Here is a 288-nt window from a genome sequence, read left to right as displayed (position 1 = left end):
CATGTTACTTTAAAAAATAATGATAACATAAACATGGATACTATAATTAAGGCAATTAAAGTAGGGAGTGATTGGTATACTTATAGTGATGCAGGAAAGTTAGATTTATCAGAAATAAGTAAAATCAATATCGGAATGTACACTACTGATCCAGTAAAAATACTATCTAGTAATTATTTAGAATTTAAATAATCACTTTGCAGTTTTGCTGGTATATCGGAAATGGCGTTATCCAAAACGCCATTCTTTTGAAGTATTATGTAAAAAACATCCCTATTTATATAAAGG

At 27.8% G+C, this 288-nt stretch carries 1 protein-coding gene; it reads left to right on the top strand.

Going from position 1 to position 288, the window contains the following annotated elements:
* A partial coding sequence (locus IM284_RS23625) for a hypothetical protein (protein WP_226838993.1) occupies window positions 1-192 on the top strand: 192 nt, incomplete at its 5' end.
* Between the last annotated feature and the right edge of the window lie 96 nt (window positions 193-288).

The organism is Enterobacter cloacae complex sp. P12RS (genome assembly GCF_014895875.1).
Classification (GTDB): Bacteria; Pseudomonadota; Gammaproteobacteria; order Enterobacterales; family Enterobacteriaceae; genus Enterobacter; species Enterobacter bugandensis.
This window is presented reverse-complemented; position numbering and strand designations above follow the sequence as displayed.